Origin of the sequence: Roseovarius nitratireducens (assembly GCF_002925845.1) — a bacterium.
Taxonomy (GTDB): domain Bacteria; phylum Pseudomonadota; class Alphaproteobacteria; order Rhodobacterales; family Rhodobacteraceae; genus Roseovarius; species Roseovarius nitratireducens.
Genome location: NZ_PDNI01000015.1, coordinates 45,028 through 66,168 on the forward strand (window position 1 = coordinate 45,028; position 21,141 = coordinate 66,168).

Annotated in this window: 22 protein-coding genes, 1 tRNA gene and 1 pseudogene; 4 read left to right on the forward strand and 20 right to left on the reverse strand. The window is 62.0% G+C overall.

Annotated elements, in window-relative coordinates; all coding sequences use genetic code 11:
* The 7 genes and pseudogenes from CRJ03_RS01860 to CRJ03_RS01890 form a co-directional block, all read right to left on the reverse strand.
* Window positions 1–1,044 (reverse strand): aliphatic amidase, encoded by a 1,044-nt coding sequence (locus CRJ03_RS01860; RefSeq protein ID WP_104017221.1) that lies wholly within the window; start codon window positions 1,042–1,044, stop codon window positions 1–3.
* A gap of 45 nt (window positions 1,045–1,089) precedes the next feature.
* Complete coding sequence (gene urtE, locus CRJ03_RS01865; RefSeq protein WP_104017222.1) at window positions 1,090–1,791, reverse strand: urea ABC transporter ATP-binding subunit UrtE; 702 nt, start codon at window positions 1,789–1,791, stop codon at window positions 1,090–1,092.
* Window positions 1,792–1,793: 2 nt separating this feature from the next.
* A complete protein-coding gene (locus CRJ03_RS01870; protein ID WP_240611526.1) occupies window positions 1,794–2,621 on the reverse strand; it encodes an ABC transporter ATP-binding protein in 828 nt (275 codons plus the stop codon).
* Entirely contained in the window at window positions 2,525–3,637 is a 1,113-nt protein-coding gene (gene urtC / locus CRJ03_RS01875; RefSeq protein WP_104017224.1) for an urea ABC transporter permease subunit UrtC, read from the reverse strand. Before urtC ends, CRJ03_RS01870 begins: the two co-directional genes overlap by 97 nt.
* 10 nt (window positions 3,638–3,647) lie before the next feature.
* Window positions 3,648–4,517 carry an urea ABC transporter permease subunit UrtB gene (urtB, locus tag CRJ03_RS01880; RefSeq protein ID WP_104017225.1) on the reverse strand — a complete coding sequence of 290 codons (870 nt, stop codon included), beginning with the start codon at window positions 4,515–4,517 and terminating at the stop codon, window positions 3,648–3,650.
* Between the two features lie 79 nt (window positions 4,518–4,596).
* On the reverse strand, window positions 4,597–5,832 hold the full coding sequence (locus CRJ03_RS01885; RefSeq protein ID WP_104017226.1) for a transporter substrate-binding domain-containing protein: 1,236 nt from the start codon (window positions 5,830–5,832) through the stop codon (window positions 4,597–4,599).
* A gap of 307 nt (window positions 5,833–6,139) precedes the next feature.
* Window positions 6,140–6,355, reverse strand: a pseudogene (locus CRJ03_RS01890) (integrase core domain-containing protein); the annotation flags it as partial.
* 38 nt (window positions 6,356–6,393) lie between these two features.
* On the opposite strand from CRJ03_RS01890, the gene CRJ03_RS01895 reads away from it, so the two are divergent.
* The gene (locus CRJ03_RS01895) at window positions 6,394–7,002 is read left to right on the forward strand and encodes an alpha-ketoglutarate-dependent dioxygenase AlkB (RefSeq protein WP_104017227.1); all 609 of its coding nucleotides are present in this window, start codon (window positions 6,394–6,396) and stop codon (window positions 7,000–7,002) included.
* Between the two features lie 406 nt (window positions 7,003–7,408).
* Here CRJ03_RS01895 and CRJ03_RS01900 read toward each other — a convergent pair.
* The 13 genes from CRJ03_RS01900 to CRJ03_RS01965 all read right to left on the reverse strand — a co-directional run bounded on the left by CRJ03_RS01900 (window position 7,409) and on the right by CRJ03_RS01965 (window position 18,874).
* Window positions 7,409–7,485, reverse strand: a tRNA-Pro gene (locus tag CRJ03_RS01900).
* A gap of 67 nt (window positions 7,486–7,552) precedes the next feature.
* The gene (gene leuB / locus CRJ03_RS01905) at window positions 7,553–8,659 is read right to left on the reverse strand and encodes a 3-isopropylmalate dehydrogenase (protein WP_104017228.1); all 1,107 of its coding nucleotides are present in this window, start codon (window positions 8,657–8,659) and stop codon (window positions 7,553–7,555) included.
* A gap of 75 nt (window positions 8,660–8,734) precedes the next feature.
* Complete coding sequence (locus CRJ03_RS01910) at window positions 8,735–9,772, reverse strand: endonuclease/exonuclease/phosphatase family protein (protein WP_240611527.1); 1,038 nt, start codon at window positions 9,770–9,772, stop codon at window positions 8,735–8,737.
* Complete coding sequence (locus tag CRJ03_RS01915; protein WP_240611528.1) at window positions 9,769–10,623, reverse strand: hypothetical protein; 855 nt, start codon at window positions 10,621–10,623, stop codon at window positions 9,769–9,771. Before CRJ03_RS01915 ends, CRJ03_RS01910 begins: the two co-directional genes overlap by 4 nt.
* Window positions 10,624–10,938: 315 nt before the next feature.
* Window positions 10,939–11,544 (reverse strand): 3-isopropylmalate dehydratase small subunit, encoded by a 606-nt coding sequence (gene leuD / locus CRJ03_RS01920; RefSeq protein ID WP_104017230.1) that lies wholly within the window; start codon window positions 11,542–11,544, stop codon window positions 10,939–10,941.
* On the reverse strand, window positions 11,544–12,947 hold the full coding sequence (gene leuC, locus CRJ03_RS01925) for a 3-isopropylmalate dehydratase large subunit (RefSeq protein ID WP_104017231.1): 1,404 nt from the start codon (window positions 12,945–12,947) through the stop codon (window positions 11,544–11,546). Before leuC ends, leuD begins: the two co-directional genes overlap by 1 nt.
* Window positions 12,948–13,215: 268 nt before the next feature.
* Window positions 13,216–14,280 carry a Hint domain-containing protein gene (locus CRJ03_RS01935; RefSeq protein WP_104017233.1) on the reverse strand — a complete coding sequence of 355 codons (1,065 nt, stop codon included), beginning with the start codon at window positions 14,278–14,280 and terminating at the stop codon, window positions 13,216–13,218.
* An 83-nt stretch (window positions 14,281–14,363) separates the two neighbouring features.
* On the reverse strand, window positions 14,364–15,278 hold the full coding sequence (locus CRJ03_RS01940; protein WP_104017234.1) for a lipid A-modifier LpxR family protein: 915 nt from the start codon (window positions 15,276–15,278) through the stop codon (window positions 14,364–14,366).
* 133 nt (window positions 15,279–15,411) lie between these two features.
* The gene (locus CRJ03_RS01945) at window positions 15,412–16,767 is read right to left on the reverse strand and encodes a hypothetical protein (RefSeq protein WP_104017235.1); all 1,356 of its coding nucleotides are present in this window, start codon (window positions 16,765–16,767) and stop codon (window positions 15,412–15,414) included.
* Between the two features lie 182 nt (window positions 16,768–16,949).
* On the reverse strand, window positions 16,950–17,534 hold the full coding sequence (locus CRJ03_RS01950) for a GNAT family N-acetyltransferase (protein ID WP_104017236.1): 585 nt from the start codon (window positions 17,532–17,534) through the stop codon (window positions 16,950–16,952).
* On the reverse strand, window positions 17,531–17,926 hold the full coding sequence (locus CRJ03_RS01955) for a ketosteroid isomerase-related protein (protein WP_104017237.1): 396 nt from the start codon (window positions 17,924–17,926) through the stop codon (window positions 17,531–17,533). The genes CRJ03_RS01950 and CRJ03_RS01955 overlap by 4 nt, the downstream gene beginning before the upstream one ends.
* Complete coding sequence (locus tag CRJ03_RS01960; RefSeq protein ID WP_104017238.1) at window positions 17,923–18,390, reverse strand: arsenate-mycothiol transferase ArsC; 468 nt, start codon at window positions 18,388–18,390, stop codon at window positions 17,923–17,925. The genes CRJ03_RS01955 and CRJ03_RS01960 overlap by 4 nt, the downstream gene beginning before the upstream one ends.
* A gap of 4 nt (window positions 18,391–18,394) precedes the next feature.
* Window positions 18,395–18,874, reverse strand: coding sequence for a UPF0262 family protein (locus tag CRJ03_RS01965; RefSeq protein WP_104017239.1), 480 nt, complete (start codon window positions 18,872–18,874; stop codon window positions 18,395–18,397).
* 270 nt (window positions 18,875–19,144) lie between these two features.
* On the opposite strand from CRJ03_RS01965, the gene CRJ03_RS01970 reads away from it, so the two are divergent.
* From CRJ03_RS01970 to CRJ03_RS01980, 3 genes are all read left to right on the forward strand, one after another.
* On the forward strand, window positions 19,145–19,804 hold the full coding sequence (locus CRJ03_RS01970; RefSeq protein WP_104017240.1) for an ABC transporter ATP-binding protein: 660 nt from the start codon (window positions 19,145–19,147) through the stop codon (window positions 19,802–19,804).
* Window positions 19,782–20,219, forward strand: a complete 438-nt coding sequence (locus tag CRJ03_RS20060) for a hypothetical protein (protein WP_206018277.1) — start codon at window positions 19,782–19,784, stop codon at window positions 20,217–20,219. Before CRJ03_RS01970 ends, CRJ03_RS20060 begins: the two co-directional genes overlap by 23 nt.
* A 64-nt stretch (window positions 20,220–20,283) precedes the next feature.
* Window positions 20,284–21,108, forward strand: a complete 825-nt coding sequence (locus tag CRJ03_RS01980) for an IS5 family transposase (protein WP_104017135.1) — start codon at window positions 20,284–20,286, stop codon at window positions 21,106–21,108.
* Window positions 21,109–21,141 lie beyond the last annotated feature (33 nt).

The window sequence follows — 21,141 nt, forward strand, 5'->3', positions numbered from 1 at the left end:
TCAATCCGCTTCTTTCTCTTTCGCGCCGGTGGGCAGGCTGCCAACCGGGCAGCAGGCCACGCCAATGGTCGAGCGGGTCAGGGACTCGACATGCTCGCGGGTTTTTTCCGCATCGTTCACCCAGTTGCGGTAGAACTCGAACGGGCATTCTGCCACGCCCTTGTCGCCGTCGCCCGAAGCATGGACGCCGGTGTATCCGCGGTGAAGCAGCTTGAAGAGGTGGTTCTGCGACTGATCGTTGGCACGAGCGTCGCGGATCTCGGGAATCGACAGCTGCGCGTATTGAATTCCCATATCTTCTTCACCGCATTCGCCCAGCGTGCGACCATCGAAGCCAATGATTGCCGAATGTCCGAAGTAGGAATAGACACCATCGAATCCGGCGGCATTCGAAACAGCCACGTAGCTGTTGTTCGCCCAGGCCATCGCCTTGGCCATGATCACCTGCTGCTCTTTCGCGGGATACATGTAGCCTTGGCACCGAACGATCAGCTCGGCCCCTTTCATGGCACAGTCCCGCCAGATCTCGGGATAGTTTCCATCATCACAGATGATCAAGCTGACCTTGATGCCCTTGGGTCCTTCGCAGACAAAGGTTTCACTGCCCGGATACCAGCCCTCGATCGGGTTCCATGGCAGAACCTTGCGATATTTCTGCACAATCTCACCCTTGTTGTTCATGAGGATGAGAGTGTTGTAGGGCGTCTTCTTGGGGTGCTCTTCGTGGCGTTCGCCGGTGATTGAAAAGACGCCCCATGTGTTGGCCTTGCGGCAGGCGGCAGCAAAGATTTCGGTTTCCTCACCAGGAATCGTGGCCGCCGTCTCCATCATCTCGTCAGGATCATACATGATCCCTTGAGTGCTGTATTCGGGGAAGATCACCAGATCCATCCCGGGAAGCCCCTGCTTCATACCGACGACCATGTCAGCGATGTTCTGTGCGTTTTCCAGAACTTCGGCCTTGGTATGCATCCGGGGCATCTTGTAGTTGACGACCGCAACGCCAACCGTGTTGTCGCTGCTGGAGATGTCACCGTGTCTCATGTCTTGTCCTTTCCTTCAGGTGCTTCGTTGCTGCTTGCCCGACCCTCAGAAGGTCAGGTGCTTCTCCACGACGGAGTCGGTGAGATCCGTGCTGTGCCCGCTCAGGACCACGCGGCCCTTGTCGAGCACCAGAAAGCGGTCGGAGGCGCGGCGCGCGAACGGCACGTTTTGCTCCACGAGGATGATGCCGAGACCGCGGTCCTTGTTCAGTCGAATGATGGCTTCTTCGATCTGTTTGACGATGTTGGGCTGGATGCCTTCGGTCGGCTCGTCGAGAATGAGGATCTTGGGATCCATAGCGAGCGCCCGCGCGATTGCCAGTTGCTGCTGCTGTCCGCCGGACAGGTCTCCGCCTTTGCGACCGATGAACTCGTCGAGGATCGGGAACATTTCAAAGAGATAATCGGGAATGTCGCGCCTGCCGTCGGGGCGAGCGAACGTGCCCATCAGGATATTCTCCCGCACCGTGAAGCTCGGGATGATCTCACGACCCTGCGGAATGTAGGCAATACCTAATTGCGCCCGTTGCGACGTGCTGAGGCCGAGCAAGTCGTTCTCTCCGAACACAAGCCCGCCATCGCAGCGATGGGTGAGACCCATGATCGATTTGAGCAATGTGGTCTTGCCGACACCGTTACGGCCCAGAATTGCGAGAAACTCGCCTGAGTTCAGATCGAAGGAGACACCCTGGATAACCGGGCTCTTGCCATAGAAGGAGTAAAGGTCCTTTGCTCGCATGGTTTCCATGATCAATGCCCCAGATACGCTGTTTTGACGTCTTCGTTGGTCTCGATCTCTTCAATCGTGCCCTCGGCCAACATCGATCCGCGGTTCATGACGACGATGCGATCCGCGACGGTGCGGACAAACGACATGTCATGCTCGACAACGATAAGCGTGTGCGACTCACTGAGAGATCGGAATATCTCGGCTGTGCGCCCGGTTTCCTCGATGGTCATTCCGGCGGTGGGTTCATCCATCAGGATCAGGCGGCTGTCCTGCGCGATGAGCATGGCGATTTCGAGCCATTGTGTTTCACCATGCGACAGGTTGCCGGCCAACTCATTGGCCTTGGCCTCGAGCCCGATGCGCTCGAGGATCGGTGCCGCGGCGTGCCCGTCCGACAGGGCAAAGCGCGTGAGCGCGTGCAATATGCCGGGGCGGCGCGAGCGGGCCACCGACAGGTTTTCGGCCACCGTCAATTCCTTGTAGACGGACGGCACCTGAAACTTGCGTCCGATACCCAAACGCGCGCGCCGGAATTCCAGCAATTGCGAGATTTCGGTTCCCTCGAAGCGGATCGAGCCGCCGGTTGGTTGAGTCTTCCCGCAGATGAGGTCGAGTGTGGTCGACTTGCCCGCGCCATTCGGACCGAGAAGACAGAGGATTTCGCCTTCGGCCACGCTGAAGCTGAGACCATCAACTGCCCTTAGCCCGCCGAAATCGACATGCAAATCGTTTACCTGCAGTTGAGACATGATCAGTTCTCCTGTCCGGACTTGACCGGTTCGGGCTGCAAATGCGGCCTCGTCGAAATGGTTCGTTCTTTCTGGAGTCGACCGCCGATGAACCGCCATGCATCCCCAACCAACCCGTTCAGGCCGCGCGGCATGAACATCACCACGAAAACGAAGATAACGCCGAGCATCAGGTTCCATCCTTCGACAAAGATGTCCGACAGACGCCCTTCGAGGAGATTCACCAAGATTGCACCGATCGCAGCAGCGAGAACGGAGTCCCGTCCGCCGACGGCACACCAGATCACGATGGCCAAGCTGAACGAGACGCTCATGTAAGTCGGGGACGCGAATTCCAGCACCAGCGTGTAAAGCATGCCCGCCCAGCCCGCGAGCGCCGCCGAGATACAGAAGATGACTGTCTGGTAATTGGCCACGTTGTAGCCCAGGAACCGGGTTCGGTCAGCATCCTCGCGTATCGCACGCAGGATCAGCCCGAACTTGCTGTGCGTGAGGTAGAGCCCGATTGTGATCGCTGTGACCAGACAGCCTGCGACCAGATAGTAGAAGCCGACGCCATAGGTATCGACGCTCCAGCCCAGCACATTGAGCGGGGCCAGTCCCGTCAGGCCATTTTGACCGCCAGTGATGCCCTGTTCCTCGATCACAACCAATTGGAAGGCCACGAGAAAAGCCAAGGTGATGATCGCGACAAAGACGCCGGCAATTCGCGCGCGGAACATGAACATTGCGATCAGTCCGCCTACGAATGCCGGCACCAGGAGCCCGGCCAACAGGGTAAAGCCGAGTGAGTGAAAGGGGACCCAGATCAGCGGAAGCTCTGGGACATTGTTCCAACCCATGAAGTCGGGAAGCCCGTCGCCACTCGCCTTGAGTTTGAGATGCATGGCCATGGCATAAGAGCCCATGCCGAACGTCGCCGCCTGGCCAAGATTGAGCAGTCCGGCGCCACCCCACGATAGCGCCAGCGCAAGAGACGCGATTCCAAGCGCGAGATACCGGGCAAACGTGTTGAGCTCGAACCCGTCGAAACCCATCAGTGCGGGCACTCCCAGCACGATCACCAGTGCAAATATCACCAACGCCACAAGGTCGTAGAATAATCTCGTCGTCATGTTGTTCTCCTCAGCGGCGCGTGTTTGAAGGGAAGAGACCGCGCGGACGGAACCTGATCAGAACGATGATTCCGGCCAGCACTGCGATACGACCAAGGGTGTCATTGAACAGCATCGAAAAGAGCGCCGTCGCCTCACCGATCAGCACCGCCGCGCTGGCGGCACCCAGCAAGCTGCCAAGCCCACCAACGATCACGACGAGGAACGCATCGACGACAAGGCCCGTTCCCATGGTGGGAATGGTGCTGAAGAGAGGCGTGATTAGTGCACCGGCTATTCCGGCAAGGCCCGCACCATAGGCAAACGTGACCGAATAGATATGCTTTGCTTCTATGCCATAGCATTCGGATATCTGCCGGTTCTGAATGACGGCACGAAGTTTCATGCCAAATTCGGTGCGCGTCATGAGTGCCCATGACGCGGCCAGAACGGCCAGAGAAAACACGATCACGAATATGCGGTAGTTCGACATCACGAGCCCGCCGATCTCAATGTTGCCACTGAGAAGTTCCGGGCCTTTCACGAAGCGCGATTCCGCGCCAACGGACAATCGCACCACCTGTTGCAGGATGATCCCAATGCCCCACGTCGCAAGGATCGTATCCAACGGGCGGTGGTAGAGCCGCTGAACGATAACCCGCTCGATGATCCAGCCGACCGCGCCCACCGCCACGAAGACGAATGGCAGGGCCACGATGATGCTGAACCCTGCATAGGTCTGTAGTGCCCACGCGGCATAGGCGCCGAGCATGACAAACTCACCATGAGCAAGATTGATGACGCCCATCGCGCCATAAATGATAGCCAGCCCCAAGGCGATCATCAGCAGGATCGAGGCCATGCTGAGACCGGCGAACATCTGGTTCAATATGACGTCCATCGATACACCCTTCCAGTTGACCCGGCTCCTGTGTCGGAGCCGGGCAGTCCGGTTTTTGTCGGATTTTTGTGCTTGGGCGTCAGGCCCGCACCAGGCCCTCGCCGGTGCATGTCTGCCCCTCGTAGGCAGCATATGGCAGGGGCGCGACGCGCTCTTGCGATTGAAGCAGAACTTCGGCCTGACCATTCGACTGCCACTGACCGATCTTGGGCCAGAGATGCGTGTGGAGGTTCTCGTCGATCAGCACCTCGCCCTGCGGCGCGGTGAGTGTCAGGCCTACGGCGGCATCACGGATCGTCTCCGGGGTGATGTTCGCCGGGTCCAGCTTCTCCAGTGCAGCTTTGAACTGATACACTTGGAAGTAAGCCGCTTCGCTGACGAAGTGCGTGACCTGGTCCGCGCCATAGCGTGACTTGTAGGATTCGACGAACCGCTCGTTTTCCGGTGTTTGGGTGCCCATGAAGTAGGGAGCGGACGAAAAGTGGCCGGCCGCGGCCTCGCCACCGATAGCCTTCACCTCGACCTCGGAACGCGTGAGGCTCACGACCGGCATTCTGGCCGGATCAAGCTCTGCCGCATGGTATTGCCGGGCAAAAGCAACGTCGGAGTCTCCGACGACGGTCGCAAAGATCACATCCGGCTCTTCTGCGCGTATGCGGTTGATCACCGAGCTGAAGTCCGAGTGCCCCAGTGGCACGTATTCCTCGTGCACCACTTCACCACCGTGCTTGGCCAGCAGGGTCTTGCAATAGTTGTTTTCCTCTTTCGGATAGACGTAGTTGTTGCCGATCATGTAGAAGCGCGGCCCGAAGTTCTCGATCGCCCACGGGATCAATTCGTCCTGCTGCTGGTTCGGCACGGCACCACCATACATCACGTTGCGCGAGCATTCGCGGCCTTCATAGAGCGTCGGATACCAGTAGAGATTGCTGCGCTGCTCTGTAACCGGGAGCACCGCCTGGCGGCTTGCCGACGTGTAGGAGCCGAAGACGCTCACGCATTTGTCGCGGATCATCAGACGACGCGCCCGGTCAGCGTAGGTGGCCGGATCAGACGCCGGATCCTCGATGATGGGCCGCAGTTGGCGACCATGCACACCACCTGCCGCATTGATCTCCTCGATCGCCATCAAGGCGGCATCGTGAAGGGTGCTTTCGACCACGGCCACGGCACCAGTCAGTGAGAACAGCAAGCCCACTGGAATATCGTTGCCCTGTGCAGTTGCGCGGCCAATCGTCGTAAGCAAGGCCGGAGCCGACAGCGCGCCGGCTGTCCCCACAGCTCCCACACTGCTCAGAAAATCGCGACGTTTCATACTGACTTCTCCTCTGTTGGATCCGAGCGGCCGGTTCATTCGGCAACAAAAAAAAGGCCCCTCAACGCGGTTCACGACCGCAGTTGAAGAGCCTCTTTGCTCATTTGATTTTCAGACTCGCATTTGAGCCTGAAACGATCGTTATGCAGAAACGAATTTTTTGCAACAATATTTTACTAAGGAGTTTTAGATGCTTAGAAGGTTACTGAAGAAGTCGGACTTGAAAGACGCCACTTCTGCCGTCGAGGTTTGAAAGCGGGTCACCCGCGGATGCGACCCTCAGATCCAGTGACCTGCCACTGGTCTTTCATCCAGCCGCGACCGGAGTCCGGTTGGTATTTACGCCGATCGGCGCGGGTTGAGCAATCGCCCGACGCGCGGAGCTTTCATCTCGCGCAGCGGGGCGGGCGATTGCGTTGGTTAGCGTCCGCGCATAGTCAGCCGGGGTCTGGTAGTCCAAAGCCGAGTGCGGGCGTTCGGTGTTGTAGTCGGCTGCCCAGGCTGCGATCAGGACACGCGCATACACACACCAAAACACCGCAGACGAGGATAGCGCGATAGATGACCACGGCTCCTTCGCAACTTTCGCTTTTTCCGGCTGATCCGTCGCCCGAGCTTCCGGACGGCCTGACCTACCGCGAAGACTACATCACGGGGAGCGATGCCGATGGGCTGCTCGCCGCTGTCGATGCGTCTGCGTGGCTTGCCGATCTGAAACGGCGCGTTCAGCACTACGGCTACAGGTATGACTACAAGGCGAGGCAGGCGCGGAGTGAAGACCGCATCGGCACCTTGCCTGCCTTTTTGGAAAGGTTAGCAAAACGGTTGGCCCGCGAAGGCGTATTCTCGAAACTGCCGGATCAAGTCATCGTCAACGAGTATCTGCCCGGACAAGGCATCTCAGCACATATCGACTGCCGCCCTTGCTTTGGCGAAACAATCGCAATCCTGAGCCTCGGGTCGGCCTGCGTGATGCGTTTTGAGCATCATCCAAGTTCCCGAACGGTTGATCTGGCTCTCCAGCCACTCAGCCTTCTGACCATCTCGGGAGAAGCGCGACATGAATGGACCCACGCCATACCCGCGCGAAAAAGCGATCTGATCGACGGCGAAAAACACCTGCGGTCGCGTCGTGTGTCGCTGACGTTTCGAACGATGCAATTTGATTGACTGAAAGCGCGGGGCACTGATCCGACTGCGCCACCTCGCTTGACTACAAATCGTTCTTTCGCCATGACTAACGTACGTGGCCAGATTGTGCCTCCACGGAACATATCGTTCCTATGGAGATATTGTCACAGAGGTTGCGGGAAAGAGCGAAGCAACTCGGCATTTCAAATGACCTGCTCCCCTGAAAAGTCCTCGATTTGAGGTTAGCCTGCTCTCCAACTGAGGAGACAGACGATGAAGAGAAGCCGTTTCAGCCATGACAGCGATCATGCCGAAGCTTCTGAGCCGGTAGCCGAAAGGGTCAGATTCGACCCGAAATGACCCGGATTTGCCCCCACCGTGCTTACTATGTGCTTACCGTAGCAGTAAGCACATTTGCGGAGGCCATCTAAGTCATTGAAACAATTGGTCGGAGTGAGAGGATTCGAACCTCCGGCCCCTGCCTCCCGAAGACAGTGCTCTACCAGGCTGAGCTACACTCCGACCGTGGCGGGCGGGATAGACGAGGGCCGGGGCTTTGGCAAGGCCGAAATGCGCCCCCGCGCCCACGTCAGAGGCTTTCGTCGAGCGCCGCGAGCACGGCGTCGCCCATACCCGAGGTGCTGACCGGCGTGCCGCCCTCGGGGCCCATCAGGTCGGCGGTACGCAGACCGTCGGCAAGCACCTTTTCCACAGCCCGCTCGACGCGCGCCGCCTCGTCGCCCATGTCGAAGGAATAGCGCAGCGCCATGGCGAAGCTCAGGATACAGGCGATCGGGTTGGCCTTGCCCTGCCCCGCGATATCCGGCGCGCTGCCATGCACCGGTTCGTAGAGCGCCTTGGGCCGGCCGTTCTCCATCGGCAGGCCGAGCGAGGCCGAGGGCAGCATGCCCAAAGAGCCGGTGAGCATCGCGGCGAGGTCCGACAGCAGGTCGCCGAAGAGGTTGTCGGTCACGATCACGTCGAACTGCTTGGGCCAGCGGGTGAGCTGCATCGCGCCCGCGTCGGCATACATGTGGCTGAGTTCCACATCCGGGTATTCGGCGTCGTGCACCTCCTGCACCACCTCGCGCCAGAGCACGCCCGATTCCATCACGTTCGCCTTTTCCATCGAGCAGACCCTGTTGTCGCGCTTGCGGGCAAGCTCGAACGCCGAGCGGGCCACGCGGGCGATCTCGGACTCGGTGTAGCGCTGCGTATTGATGCCAACGCGCTCGTTGCCCTCCTTGTGGATGCCGCGCGGTTCACCGAAATAGACGCCAGAGGTCAGCTCTCGCACGATCATGATGTCGAGGCCGGCAACGACATCCTTCTTCAGCGACGAGAAGTCCGCCAGCGCGTCAAAGCATTGCGCGGGCCGCAGGTTGGCGAAGAGGTCCATTTCCTTGCGCAGCCGCAGAAGGCCACGCTCGGGCTTCACGCTGAAATCGAGGCTGTCGTATTTCGGCCCGCCCACGGCCCCCAGCAGCACCGCATCGACCGCCTGCGCCTTTTCCATCGTCGCATCCGCCAGCGGCACCCCGTGCACGTCATAGGCGCAGCCGCCCACCAGGTCTTCGCTCACGTCGAAGGCGATGCCGCGCCTCGTCCCGAACCAGTCGATGATGCGGCGCACTTCGGCCATCACCTCGGGGCCGATGCCGTCGCCGGGCAGGATGAGAAGCGAAGGGGTGCTCATGGCGGTCTGTCCTTTGAAATGTCTCGTTGCGTGGATGGCCTATAGGCAGGGGTGGACGGGGTCAAGAAAGCCCACTCAGTCGAGCGTGAGATCGACCCATATGAGCCGGTGCGGCCCCGCTGCCTCTGCCTCTGCCCGGTCCGGCGCATCCTCGGGCGGCCAGTGGATGCCCGCATCCGCCACCGCCAGATCGGCGGAGGGCAGGATATAGCTCACCCGTAGCGGGCCGGTCTCATCCCACGCCACGGTGGCGCGCCCCGGCAGCGGATCGCGCAGGCGCGGATCGGCGAGCAGCGCGCGGATCGCTCCGCGCCGCCCCTCGCCCGCGTTCGGATCGAGGTTGGCGTCGCCGATCAGGACGAAGCGACGCGCCGGCGGATCGCCGAACGCGCCGTCCAGATAGCGTTGCCAGAAACGGATTTCGTCGTGGTTGCGTCGCCCGTTGCGATCCTCCTCGCCGTCGAAGACCGGCGTGGTGGCGTGATACGTCATGAGCGAGACAGACCCCGAGGGCAGCCGCAGCGGCACCACCCAGTGCCCCACCGACGACAGCCGCTGCACGGCCTGCGCCTCCTGCGACGGAAACGGCCGCCCGTCGGGCCAGCGAGGTAGCAGCGCGCCCGGCAGATCCCGCCACAGCATCGCCGAAAAGTCGCGCGCACCCTCGCGGTCCAGCGGATAGCGCGACAGGATCGCCATGCCGCCCTGTCCCGAAAACGTGCCATATCCTTGCGCATCCCGCGGCCCCCCGCGCCGCCCATCGCCATCCATATCGAGCCCCGTGGGCCAGCCGGTATTGGGCCTGAGCGCGAAGAGGTGGGGATAGTAGGGGCCATCCTCGGCGATCCGGTCGCGCAGCGCCGAAAGCGCGCGCAGGCCGTGGTCATAGTCGACCCCCTGCACGACCAGAACGTCCGGCGCCACCGCCGAGATCAGCCCGGCGATGGCCTTGATGCGCGGATCGCCGCCGCGCCGCAGGTCGCGCAGCAACAGCCCCGGCCCATCGCGGTCAAGCTCGAGGTGCCAGGTCGCGAGCCGCAATGTCCCGGCCCCGGCCCCGGCAGTGAGGGCGGCCACGAAAAGCGCCACCAGCAGCACAAGGCGCGCGTTCACACGCCCTGAAGCACGCGGCCCTCGTCGACGGGCGATTGCGCGGCGGCGTAGGAGCGGCGGCGCTTGTCCTCGATCATTGCCGCGATCCGCTGCATGGCGATGCCCCGCATCAACAGGCTTGCCGGCAGAAAGGCCCATGCGCTCACCGTCCAGATCAGTGTTTGCGGATCGGCCAGCGAGACCGGGCCGATCACCGCCGCAGCAATCCTGACGATGGCAGGAATGGCAAAGGGCAGCAAGAGCCCCAGCACGAGGTTGAGCACCGCGTCACGGCGCAGCCGGTAGAGGACATCGCCGCCGCCCGTCGGATCAAACAGCGGCAGGTTGATCCACACGTTGAACGGCCCGCTGCGCGTGGGCCAGCCAAGAAACCGCACGAAGACGACAAAGACCAGCACCATGCCGATCGACAGCGCATAGGCCAGCGCCGAGGCCCGGCGCAGCATTCCAGACAGCCCCGCATCGGCCTCCCCCGGCAAGAGCACCACCACCAGCCGGACGGGCGAGAACGGAAAATCGAGGATATCCGCCAGACGCGCCGCCGCGCCGTTCAGGCTGCCCGAAACGGCGGAGGGCACCACCTGGCCGCGCAACATGATCGACAGCGCGACCAGGATCGCGCCAAGCGTGAAGAAGCGCAGCCGGTTATAGGGCGGGGCAAAGCGGAATTCGAGCATGCCGGGATAGCGCGAATTGTATTCCATCGCCGTAAAGACCGCGGCGAGGAGCGCCAGCACGAGCACAATCTGCGCGGTCCCCCGATGCGTGAACGGAATCAACAACGCCGGCGTCGCCACCAGCATGGCCATCAGGAGTGCCCGCGCCAATGCGCCAGGTGTCTGAGAGACCACCGCTCTTTCCCCTTCATCCCGACCGGTCGCGATACGTTGCCGCGCCCTTGTGTCGTTTTGATCCCACCAAATGTGGCGGGCTGCCTCATTGCTGCCCTATTCTTGCCGCGTTTCCTCTAATGCCGCAAGGCACGGGGGCAGCCAACAAAAAACATGGGGCAATTTCGTGGCAGGACTGGTGCAGGAATACATCAATGCATCAGAAAATTCTGGCGCGATTCCCGTCGATTACACCATGTTGTGGTCCGCAGCGGCGCGACCACCACGCACCGCGATCCACCCCGCCGCGCGGCGGGGTGGAACCCGTTAGCCGCATCAGACCCAGGGGCGCGCCTGCGTGGCGCGGGCCTCGAAGGCATCGATCGCGGCGGATTTTTCCAGCGTCAGCCCGATATCGTCGAGCCCTTCGAGCAGGCAATGCTTCTTGAACGCGTCCACCTCGAAGGAAAATACCTCGCCATCGGAGGTCGAGACGGTCTGCGCCTCGAGGTCCACCTCGATGCGGGCATTGGCGCCCTTCTCGGCCTCTGTCATCAGCACATCGACCTGTTCCTGCGGCAGGGCGATGGGCAGGATGCCGTTCTTGAAGCAGTTGCTGTAGAAGATATCCGCATAGGAGGGCGCGATGATGCAGCGGATGCCGAAATCCTTGATCGCCCAGGGCGCGTGCTCGCGGCTCGACCCGCAGCCGAAATTGTCACCCGCAACGAGGATCTGCGCGTCGCGATATTGCGGCTTGTTGAGCACGAAATCGGGGATTTCATTGCCGTCATCGTCATAGCGCATCTCGTCGAAGAGATTGACGCCCAGCCCCGAGCGCTTGATCGTTTTCAGGAACTGCTTGGGGATGATCATGTCGGTATCGACATTGATCAGCGGCAGCGGCGCGGCGATGCCGCTGAGTTTTTCGAATTTTTCCATCACATCATCTCCCGAACATCGGTCAGCCGACCGGTCACCGCCGCCGCCGCCGCCATGGCGGGGCTCATCAGGTGGGTGCGCCCGCCGCGGCCCTGGCGGCCTTCGAAATTGCGGTTGGACGTGGCCGCGCAGCGCTCGCCGGGGCTGAGCTGATCGGGGTTCATGGCGAGGCACATGGAACAGCCCGCAAGCCGCCATTCGAACCCTGCCTCCTTGAAGATATCGGCCAGGCCCTCTTCCTCGGCCTGTGCCCGCACAAGCCCCGAGCCCGGCACGATCATGGCGCGCAGGCCCTCCTTGATCTTCTTGCCCTTGAGGATTTCGGCAGCGGCGCGCAGGTCTTCGATGCGGCCATTCGTGCAGGAGCCGATGAACACGGTGTCGATCTCGACCTCGCTCAGCTTCTGCCCCGGCTTCAGCCCCATGTAGTCGAGCGCGCGTTTCGCCGCGTCGACCTTGCCGCCGGTGAAGCTCGACGGATCGGGCACCTCGGCGGTGATCGGCAACACATCCTCGGGGCTTGTGCCCCATGTGACGACCGGCGTGATCTCCTCGCCCTTCAGCGTCACGACCTTGTCCCAATGGGCATCATCGTCGGAATAGAGCGTCTTCCACCACTCCATCGCCATTTCCCACTGCGCGCCCTTGGGCGTGTGGGGGCGGCCCTTGATATACTCAAAGGTCACCTCGTCCGGCGCTATCAGGCCCGCACGCGCCCCGCCTTCGATCGCCATGTTGCACACGGTCATGCGGCCTTCCATCGACAGCGCGCGAATGGCCTCGCCGCAATACTCGATCACGTGGCCGGTGCCGCCCGCGGTGCCGGTGGCGCCGATCACCGACAGGGTGATGTCCTTGGCGGTCACACCGGGCGAGAGCTTGCCGGTGATCTCCACCTTCATGTTCTTGCCCTTGCGCTGGATCAGCGTCTGAGTGGCCAGTACGTGCTCCACCTCGCTGGTGCCGATGCCATGCGCCAGCGCGCCGAAGGCGCCGTGCGTGGCGGTGTGGCTGTCGCCGCAGACCACGGTCATGCCCGGCAGGGTCCAGCCCTGCTCGGGTCCGACGATATGCACGATGCCCTGGCGGATATCGTTCACCGGGTAATAGTTGATGCCGAAATCCTGTGCGTTCTTGTCCAGCGCCTCCACCTGGATGCGGCTCTCGAGGTTCTCGATCCCCTTCACCCGGTCAGGCGTGGTGGGCACGTTGTGATCGGGCACGGCAATGGTCTTTTCCGGCGCACGCACGGCGCGCCCCGCCATGCGCAGCCCTTCGAAGGCCTGCGGGCTGGTGACCTCGTGGACGAGGTGGCGGTCGATATACAGAAGACAGGTGCCGTCGTCGGCCTCGTGGGCCAGATGGGCATCCCAGATCTTGTCATAGAGTGTCTTGGGGGACATGGGTCCTCTCCCGTTGCTGATGGCTGCGGTCGGATGAAAAGCAGGGCGCGCGCCGTCAGAGACGCGCCAGCACAGAGTGCTGCGCACCAAAGAAGCGCCAAGGCAGGCGCGCGCGATCATCCATGTCGAACACCCGGGTCATGCCTCGCAGATACAGCGCCGCCGCCCCGCTATCAAGAGGCCGCCCGCACGAGGCTTCTCCTGGCCGCAAATATCCCGCAAATATCCCGGTGGCAGCGGCCCCCGCTTCCGGGCGCCGCCAGCCCCTTCAGGCCGCCTCGTGCCGCAGGATCGCCGCCTCCGACGGACTAAGGCAGCGCCGCGCGTACCCGCCATAAAGATGCGGCTCCTGCCCCAGATTTGGGTCGAGCGCCAGCAGCCGCGCACGATCCGCCTCGGTGAGCGTCGAGAGCGCTGCGCTCGCAGGGTGAAAGCTCTCGGTCTCCACGCCGTTGGCCCAGATGATCTCGTGCCCGGGCAGGAGCAGGTGGATATAGGTCACCTCGCGCGATGCCAGGTCGACGGCAACGCTGTCGTTGTTGATGAGATCGCGCGCCATCACCAGCACCTCGGGCGTGTTGAACAGCGACCGCGCCACCTCGCCGCGCACCAGCATGCGATGCTCGGGACTCACCAGCAGCGTGGCGTCGGGCACGTCGCTTCCCAGCGCGCCCGCGCGCACCCGCACCGGGCGCAGCCGTGGCATCGCGAAGAGCCGCGCCCCCGTCATGCGGCGGCTTCCGACCCAGCGGATATCCTGCACGCCGCTGTCACGGGTCTGCACCCGGTCGCCCTCGCGCAGGTCCTCGACCAGTCGCGGGCCCTCGGGTGTCGCGATCCTTGTGCCGGGGGTGAAACAGATCACGCCGCCCGATGCCGGGCTTGTCGCCGCGCCCTGCATGCCGTCAAGCGAATGATGCACCACCCACATCTCTGTGCGCTGCGGCGGGAACTCGTCGAGAAACATCAGCAGGGGCTGCGCGCTACCCTCGACCTCGATCACCGTGACCGTGTAACTGCGCAGCCCGTCGGTGACCACGAAGCCCAGGTCGCTCATCGGATCGTCTACCTCGATGCGCTCCAGGTCGCGCCGCCCGCTGATCGCCGCGCCGACCAGCCGCCGCACCATCCGAGCCGCGCGCCTGCGCTGCACGACCTCACCCTGCGCCATGTCCAGTCGCAACACGTTGGGCGCGCCGTCCACGCGGACCGCCTCGCCCTGCCAGGACCATGTCATCCCGACAGACATGGCCTGCGGCGGTAATGCGCGCTGACCATCCAGTTCCGTTTGCGACCAGGAGATGACGAACGTGCCACGAAAGCCCGTTCCCATGCCTGATACCTGCCTCTCGTCTTTTTTTATTGGCTCGACAGTAGCAAATCCGATTCGCCCTGCAAACCCGGGTTTGCAAATTTTTAGAAACGCAGCCGAAATTGCAGCGATCCAACCACCTGTCCCTCGCGCTGCCCCTCGAATTCCTCGCCGAGCCAGGTCACGCCGTAGAAGACCGCGCCGCCGCCCTGCCCTTCCCAGTGGACCCCGCCGCGCACCCGCGTGCGCGTCTCCTCGACCTGAACGCCGCTGCGCGACGGCAGCAATTCGCTGTCCTCGACATGGGCGATATCGGCCCCGAGGATGAAGGCATAGCCGGGCGCATCCTCGCGCACCACCCGGTAGCGCTGGCCGGTCACAGGCTCGCGCACCAGCAGCTCGCCCCGAGTGAGGCTGCCGATGGTGATGTCGGCCCCTGCGCGTACCAGTGTCTCGATCCCGACCCGCGCCTCGGCAAAGGGCCGCAGCCGCACGGCCCCCAGATCGAAGCTGCGCCCCGCCTCGACCACGGCGGTGGGGTGAAACCCATCGCTCACCTGGTTGCGCCGCACGCCTGCGGACAGATCGTCGCCGCCCACGATGTCGTGAAGAAAGCCCTGGAAATCGTCCAGCCCTGTCTGTGAACCGGTCACCACGAGATCCGCGCCCACCGCGTATTCCATACCTGCGCGCGCAACGTGGCTGTGCAGCCCGAGGCTCAGCGCCCCGGCAAAGGGGCGATCCCCCGGCGCCGGGGTCGACACATTGTCGGGCGCGATGATCTCGCCATTGAAGCGAAGCTCCAGCATCTCGCCCAGCCGTGCGGGCGCCGTTCCGTTCCAGCCCGGCGCGTAAACGCGGCTCGACGCGACAGACCCGCTGCGCCAGCGATCATGCCCGTCGCCGATAATGTCATTGGTGAATACAAGGCCATAGCCGACGCGATAGCGGCCCTCCGCCTGCGCAGCCCCCGTCACGACAAGGCAAACCCCGAGGGCCCATGCAAAAAGACGCACCATCGCGCGTGCTCCTATCCGATGCCCCCCCGGGCAAGACAAGGTGTAGCACCGACACAGGGCCGTATTCCAGCGAAACCGTGGCATGGAGGGGGCAATTCGAAGCGACGTGAGCATCCGCACAGCGTGGTCGCGCCTACTCTTCCGGGCTTTCCTCTGCGTCCTCCTGCAAGGCTGCAACGCTTACATCTGAGGAGGACGGACGGTCTGGCTTGATACGTGGCGCGGGCTTGCGCCATTCAGAAAGATTCTGGCCGATCTCTCGGTAGAACAATGGCACCACATCCTCCAACTCCTTTATGAAATTTGTCTGCTGTGTAAACTTTCCACCAAGCCGACGCGCCATAAAGACGTGAAACTTTAGGACCTGAAGCCCTGCTTTTTCCTTTTCGCAAATACCGGGATCGGCCATTAACTCCGCAACAGAAAATTGCGTCGACTCACTCCGCCCAGGCCAACTCAACCTTACAAATAGCTCATCTGTCTTCTCGGACTTAAGTTGCCTCAACAGCCAATTGACCCGTGCCTTTGACGAAACGCGATCTTCAGGCGCTCTCAAAGTCATGCCAATGTCGATTGTTCGCCGCGCAATATCGGCAACGACTTCAAGTGGTGCGGCAGCATCCGGTATGCGTAGCGTTGTCTTGAGTTGACAGGTGTCCCTGAGCGCGCTCAATTCACCCTTTCGTCGTTCAAGCGGATCGTTGCGATGCTTTTTGGGCAGCTTTTCCTCAACCAGTGTCTCGGTTTGTCTGCTTAGAATGAGGGAAAGATCGCGTGTTTCCTGATGCCACGCATCGAGCACCACGATGGCTTCATTTGACTTCGCAGGAATCTTTCCGCCCGCCGATACAAGGCGATTTATCTCGCTCCATTCAGGCGGCATGCGGTCAAATCCCTTAACGCCTGCGCTTTCATGGGTCAGAAACCGACGCAATTCGTTCAAGAGAAGTTCTTGATCTTCGTCCGCCACACCTTCCTTGTTCAACAACAGGTCGATGATGGTCAAAACAGACATCCATGACCAATGGTAAACCGGTATCTTCGAGCGGCTTTTGCGCACTTCCTCCAAGGGATGATTGGATGGCGTCGTAGCGAATTGATTAGAAATCGTGATGACGCAATCTATACCCTGTTCCTTTGCAATCTCGCGATATTTCTCAACTTGCTCGAAGCCAAGTTCGGCATTTCCGATTTTGGCTTCAACCAACGCGCGCCATTCCTTGGAGCCGTTTTGAACAACGATCAGCCCATCGGGACGGTCCTTGACCTTGGTTTTCTCGTTCCTGAAAACAATCTCCGTGAACGTCTCAAGCCTTGACCGCTTGCCAACACGCTGCCCGACAGTGGTCAGGAGTTCCGCTCCGAATTCCTCCACCTTGGAAATGCAGGCTAAAAAGATTGACGTCGTCCGCCCCTCTTTTGAAGTGGTCGCGAGAACAGGAAATAGCCGCGCGACCTCCCCCTGCGCGAGATAGTTAGGACGTTCCATCCGTGATCCCTCCAACTTCGTCGAAAGACTAGACGGATGGGTATTCATCATTCAACTAAAAATGGTAGGCCTTTTCCCGCTACCGATGCGCGCCCCGTGATCCTCGAACCTGGCCCGAGAGCCTCCCGACGCCCGCGCTCGACCCGAAGAGTTCCCCGCTTTCGCGGGGATGGCGGGAGCGATCACAGCGCCCGCATCCAGAATTGCAGATCGTGGTCGGTCTCGGTCGTCCGGTCGATATCCTTCCAACGGAACTTCGCCACCGCCCCCGTGACCGGCGCATAGCCACGCTTGCGCCAAAAGGCGTCGAGCGGGCGATAGCCCTCGGGGCGCAGGGGATGATCCACCGGGCGCACCACCCCGCAGAACGCGCAATGCGTCCGGCCAAGGGTGCGGGCATGCGCCTCGCGCGCGTCAAAGAAACGGTGCCCGACCCCCTGCCCGCGATACTCGGGCAACAGAACGCTCTCGGCGCAGTAGAATATCTGCGTGAGCGGCACGCCACAGCCCGCCAGAGCCGCGCCGAAATCATCGGCGTGGTCCTCCATCGGGGTGCCGGTCGCCGCGCCCACCAGCCGATCGCCATCCCAGGCCCCCACGAGGATCGCGTCGTCGCTGTCGCGATAGACCTGAAGATAGCTTTCCTCGTAGGCGAGATCACCGTCATAGAGATAGGGAAAGGCGCGAAATACCTCGATCCGCAGCCGCGCCACCCCGGGCAGCGCCTCGGCCAGCGCCGCGCCCGTGAGCCGCGCCACCCGGATCATGCCGAGACCTGCCGCATCCAGTCGGCGAGGTTGTAATAGGTCACCACCCGCGTGATGTGCCCGTCCTTGAGCGAAAAGAACGAACCGGCAGGCAGCCGGTAGGTCTGCCCCCGCGCCTCGGGCAGGCCTTCGTCCGTTGCCAGATAGGTGCCGTTGACGATGTATTCGGCCGCCGCCCGCGTCCCGTCTTCGGCCTCGAAGATGACCATGTCGGTCAATTCCTCGCGGTAGCAGCGGCTCATGTGGTCGCAAAAGGCGCGAAAGGCATCCTTGCCGGTGCGTACCTGCCCCTCGTTCACGAAATGGCGCACGTCGTCGCTCAGGCAGGCGAGCATTCCCTCGACGTCGCCGTGGTTGAAAGCCTCGAAATAGGCGCGCACGGTTTCGCTCATGCGGTCTCCTCCTCGTCGGGCGGCCCCCATCGCTCGGTCAGGTGGCCGACGATCTGGTCGCGGGTCTTGCGATACGCTTCGAGCCGCGCCTCGCGGGTTTGCGCAAGCCCGGTTGGGTCCATGATCGGCCAGTAAACGACATCGAGGTGAAAAAACCGTGTGAGATCGAGCGCGCGGCGCTGGCTTGCCGGGCTCAGCGCGACGATGAGATCGAAGGACGACAGATCGTCGCCCCACTGCTCCATCTCGTCAAAGCTGCGCGTGCGGTGGCGTTCCAGCTCGACCCCGATCTCGCGGCACACGGCGATCGCGAAACCGTCGATATCCATGTCGCTCTTGACACCCGCCGATTGCACGTAGGTCTCGGTGCCGTAGAATTTCTTCATGATGCCCTCGGCCATCGGCGAGCGCACGGCGTTGTGATCGCAGCAGAACAGCACCGATTGCGGCAAGGGCGCTGGCATCCGCTCAGCCTCCGTGATGCAACACACAGATGAGCGTAAAGAGGCGGCGCGCGGTGTCGGAATCGACCTCCGCCTTGCCCTCCAGCCGTTCGGCCAGCACGCGCGCCCCCTCGTTGTGGATGCCGCGCCGCGCCATGTCGATGGTTTCGATCTGGGAGGGGGGCATGTTCTTGACCGCGTCGAAATAGCTCTCGCAGATGGCCCAGTAATCCTTGACCACCTGCCGGAACGGCGACAGCGACAGGTGAAACTCGGCCGCCGGTTCACCATCCTTGGTGCGGATGTCGAAGACCAGCCGCTTTTCACGGATCGCGAGCCCTACGCGATAGGGACCATCGGGCACGACCCGGTCATCGCGCACCGGCAGGGCAAAGCTGTTTTCCTCGATGAGGTCATACATCGCCACCTTGCGTTCCTGCTCGATCTCGGGCGTGGGCGGCGGCAGGTTGGCGTCATCCAACTCGATATGGCAAATCCGGCTCATGGTGTCCCCCGTTCGGGCCTTCTCTTGCCTGTCCCTAGCCCAGCGGCGCGCGGCGGGCAATCGGCTCCGGTGCCCTGCCACACGGAATGCCACTTTGCGTCACCCGGCTGCCACGCCCGCCCCTCAATGGTCGCAATTCTGGTGCGCAGGAGCATATTATTGCCCTGATCGAATGGAATATTGTCCGCAGATCAGGAATAATGACACGACCCGCATGGCCAAACTGACCAAGGCCACAGGCAAGGTGCGGGCGATAAACGGGGCGCTCTGATGCTCGAGTTCGAAAACGTCTCCAAGTCCTTCTGGACGGGAACACAGCACAAGGTGATCCTGGAGAAGGTATCGTTTCGCGTCGAGATCGGGCGCAGCCTTGGCATCCTCGCGCCCAACGGCACCGGCAAGACGACCGTCATCAACATGATGGCAGGGCTGGAAAAACCCGACGAAGGCGTGATCCGGCGCGGCTGCCGCATCTCGTTCCCGCTGGGCTTCATGGGCGGGGTGGTCTCGCGCCTGTCGGCCAAGGAAAACGCCCGCTACATCGCCCAACTCTACGGCATCGATCCCGATTACGTCGAAGCCTATTGCCGCTGGCTGTGCGGGTTGGGCGAGTATTTCGACCAGCCGCTCGGCACCTATTCCTCGGGGATGCGCGCGCGGTTCAGCTTTGCGCTCATGCTGGCGCTTGATTTCGACATGTATCTCATCGACGAGGGTATGCCCGGCACCACCGATGTCGAATTCAATCGCAAGGCCGGCCAAATCCTGCAAGAAAGGCTGCGCACCACCACGATCATCATCGTCTCGCACGATCCGCGCGTGCTCGAGAAATTCGCCAGTTCCGCCGCCGTTCTAACGGGCGGCAAGCTTTACATGTTCGACACCTTGGAAGAGGCAAAAGAGCTTTATGACTACGAAACCCAAGGTTAGCAAGTTCCGCATCCGTCGGAGCGCATCCACCGCCCCCGCCGCCGGGAGCTACGGCAACGCCGCCGAGGCACAGCCGACACCCGAGGCGCAGGCAGGACATGCGCCGGGCCAACTGGCGGGTCAGAAACCCGAACCGCCCCGCGACGGCCAGATCGACCAGACTCGCGCTGAGGCGCCCGGCACCAGCATCGACGACATCCGCCGCGAGGGGCTCACGGGGCGGGAATTGCGCATGGCCCGGCGCGTGGCGCAAAAGCACGGGCTCGCCCCCACCTCGGATTTCGACGCCGTCCGCCTCCTGCGCGCCCGCGGCATCGACCCGTTCCAGCGGACCACAATGCTCGAACTCGTCAAGGGTGACGGCGCCAAGGCGCGGGACGAGGACCGTGTGCAACTGCCTCAGAGCCCGATTTGAAACTAATTGAGTGAGTTCAGCAGGTTGTGCTTCTGTTCGGTTGCAAAGCTGAACGGAGATCACGATGGCCTGGACCGAACTCACTCGCCGCCAGCATGCCCGAGCGGGTGGCAAATACGCAAGCGATCTGACAGACCCCGAATGGGCACTGATCGCGCCTTTCATGCCCGCACCCAAGATCACGGGCAGACCCCGCACGACAAGCTTGCGCGACGTGTTCGACGCGATCCTCTACATGGCGACGACCGGGTGCCAGTGGCGGATGCTGCCGAATGACTTTCCGCCGGTTTCGACGGTGCGGGGCTATTTCTATGCTTGGCGCAATGACGGTTTTCTCGATGAGATGAACTGCAAGCTGGTTGAAGCCGCGCGGCTGGCGGAGGGCCGCAAAGCCCAGCCGACGGCGGGGATTATCGATAGCCAGAGCATAAAAACCACGGAAAGCGGTGGGGTTAGCGGATATGATGCCGGAAAGCGGATCAAGGGGCGCAAGCGCCATATCGTCACTGACACGACCGGATTGCTCGTCGGGCTTGAGGTCCACAGCGCCGGGATTCAGGATCGTGACGGCGCGCCGGATTTGTTGAGAGCCGTTGCATCGCGCTACCCCATGCTGCGCCATGTCTTTGCGGATGGCGGTTATGCAGGACCCAAACTGCGCGATGCGCTGAAAGCCATCGGACGTTGGAGCGTCCAGATCGTCAAACGCTCCGACACCGCCGACGGGTTCGAGGTTCTGCCACACCGATGGGTGGTCGAGCGCACCCTTGCCTGGCTGGGCCGATGCCGCCGCCTGTCAAAGGATTGGGAGAAATCCATCGCCAGCGCAGAGGCGTGGATCACAATCGCCCACATTCGACGCGTCACACGCCATCTCGCAAGGGATTAATAATGCTCAGATAGTTTTGAATCAGACTCTCAG

Bases quoted from the DNA above. Each gene is read 5' to 3' on its own strand.
- urtC (WP_104017224.1), bottom strand. From the start codon at position 3,637: ATGACGACGAGATTATTCTACGACCTTGTGGCGTTGGTGATATTTGCA.
- CRJ03_RS01935 (WP_104017233.1), bottom strand. From the start codon at position 14,280: ATGGGAACGGGCTTTCGTGGCACGTTCGTCATCTCCTGGTCGCAAACG.
- leuC (WP_104017231.1), bottom strand. From the start codon at position 12,947: ATGTCCCCCAAGACACTCTATGACAAGATCTGGGATGCCCATCTGGCC.
- leuB (WP_104017228.1), bottom strand. From the start codon at position 8,659: ATGAGCACCCCTTCGCTTCTCATCCTGCCCGGCGACGGCATCGGCCCC.
- CRJ03_RS01895 (WP_104017227.1), top strand. From the start codon at position 6,394: ATGACCACGGCTCCTTCGCAACTTTCGCTTTTTCCGGCTGATCCGTCG.
- CRJ03_RS01980 (WP_104017135.1), top strand. From the start codon at position 20,284: ATGGCCTGGACCGAACTCACTCGCCGCCAGCATGCCCGAGCGGGTGGC.
- leuD (WP_104017230.1), bottom strand. From the start codon at position 11,544: ATGGAAAAATTCGAAAAACTCAGCGGCATCGCCGCGCCGCTGCCGCTG.
- CRJ03_RS01950 (WP_104017236.1), bottom strand. From the start codon at position 17,534: ATGATCCGGGTGGCGCGGCTCACGGGCGCGGCGCTGGCCGAGGCGCTG.
- CRJ03_RS01965 (WP_104017239.1), bottom strand. From the start codon at position 18,874: ATGAGCCGGATTTGCCATATCGAGTTGGATGACGCCAACCTGCCGCCG.
- CRJ03_RS01960 (WP_104017238.1), bottom strand. From the start codon at position 18,390: ATGCCAGCGCCCTTGCCGCAATCGGTGCTGTTCTGCTGCGATCACAAC.
- urtE (WP_104017222.1), bottom strand. From the start codon at position 1,791: ATGGAAACCATGCGAGCAAAGGACCTTTACTCCTTCTATGGCAAGAGC.
- urtB (WP_104017225.1), bottom strand. From the start codon at position 4,517: ATGGACGTCATATTGAACCAGATGTTCGCCGGTCTCAGCATGGCCTCG.
- CRJ03_RS01885 (WP_104017226.1), bottom strand. From the start codon at position 5,832: ATGAAACGTCGCGATTTTCTGAGCAGTGTGGGAGCTGTGGGGACAGCC.
- CRJ03_RS01945 (WP_104017235.1), bottom strand. From the start codon at position 16,767: ATGGAACGTCCTAACTATCTCGCGCAGGGGGAGGTCGCGCGGCTATTT.
- CRJ03_RS01860 (WP_104017221.1), bottom strand. From the start codon at position 1,044: ATGAGACACGGTGACATCTCCAGCAGCGACAACACGGTTGGCGTTGCG.
- CRJ03_RS01970 (WP_104017240.1), top strand. From the start codon at position 19,145: ATGCTCGAGTTCGAAAACGTCTCCAAGTCCTTCTGGACGGGAACACAG.
- CRJ03_RS20060 (WP_206018277.1), top strand. From the start codon at position 19,782: ATGACTACGAAACCCAAGGTTAGCAAGTTCCGCATCCGTCGGAGCGCA.
- CRJ03_RS01940 (WP_104017234.1), bottom strand. From the start codon at position 15,278: ATGGTGCGTCTTTTTGCATGGGCCCTCGGGGTTTGCCTTGTCGTGACG.
- CRJ03_RS01955 (WP_104017237.1), bottom strand. From the start codon at position 17,926: ATGAGCGAAACCGTGCGCGCCTATTTCGAGGCTTTCAACCACGGCGAC.
- CRJ03_RS01870 (WP_240611526.1), bottom strand. From the start codon at position 2,621: ATGGCGGTTCATCGGCGGTCGACTCCAGAAAGAACGAACCATTTCGAC.